The organism is Maritimimonas sp. 2210JD6-3 (assembly GCF_056591795.1).
The window spans coordinates 1-323 of the sequence record NZ_JBWQOJ010000115.1; the positions used below are offsets into that span (position 1 = coordinate 1).

At 41.2% G+C, this 323-nt stretch carries 1 protein-coding gene; it reads right to left on the reverse strand.

Translation table 11 applies throughout. The features are described from left to right. Positions 1 to 323, reverse strand: a 323-nt coding sequence (locus tag AC1EUY_RS16195) for a hypothetical protein (protein WP_480196591.1), incomplete at both ends; no start/stop codon positions are given.

Genomic DNA, 323 nt, shown 5'->3' on the forward strand with positions numbered 1-323 from the left:
TAGCCGGTGTATCATTGTTCTCTATGGTACCTGTAGCTGCAATACCGCCAATCGTTAAATCATAAACTTCATCTGATTCTACAAGAACATCATCAACCGTAGCCACCGTAACTGTAAAACTCGTAACCCCTGCTGGTACCGTAATCGTACCTGAAACAGCATCATACGTAACACCATTACTAAATACTGGTGGTAAGATGTAGTCTGATCCACTGGTTGTATTGTCTGCCAATACAAATGGATACGTCTCATCTGAAGTAGATTCTACAACGCCAACGGTATGAACTAAATCTGTACCTTCAACTTCACTCTCTGAACTTACT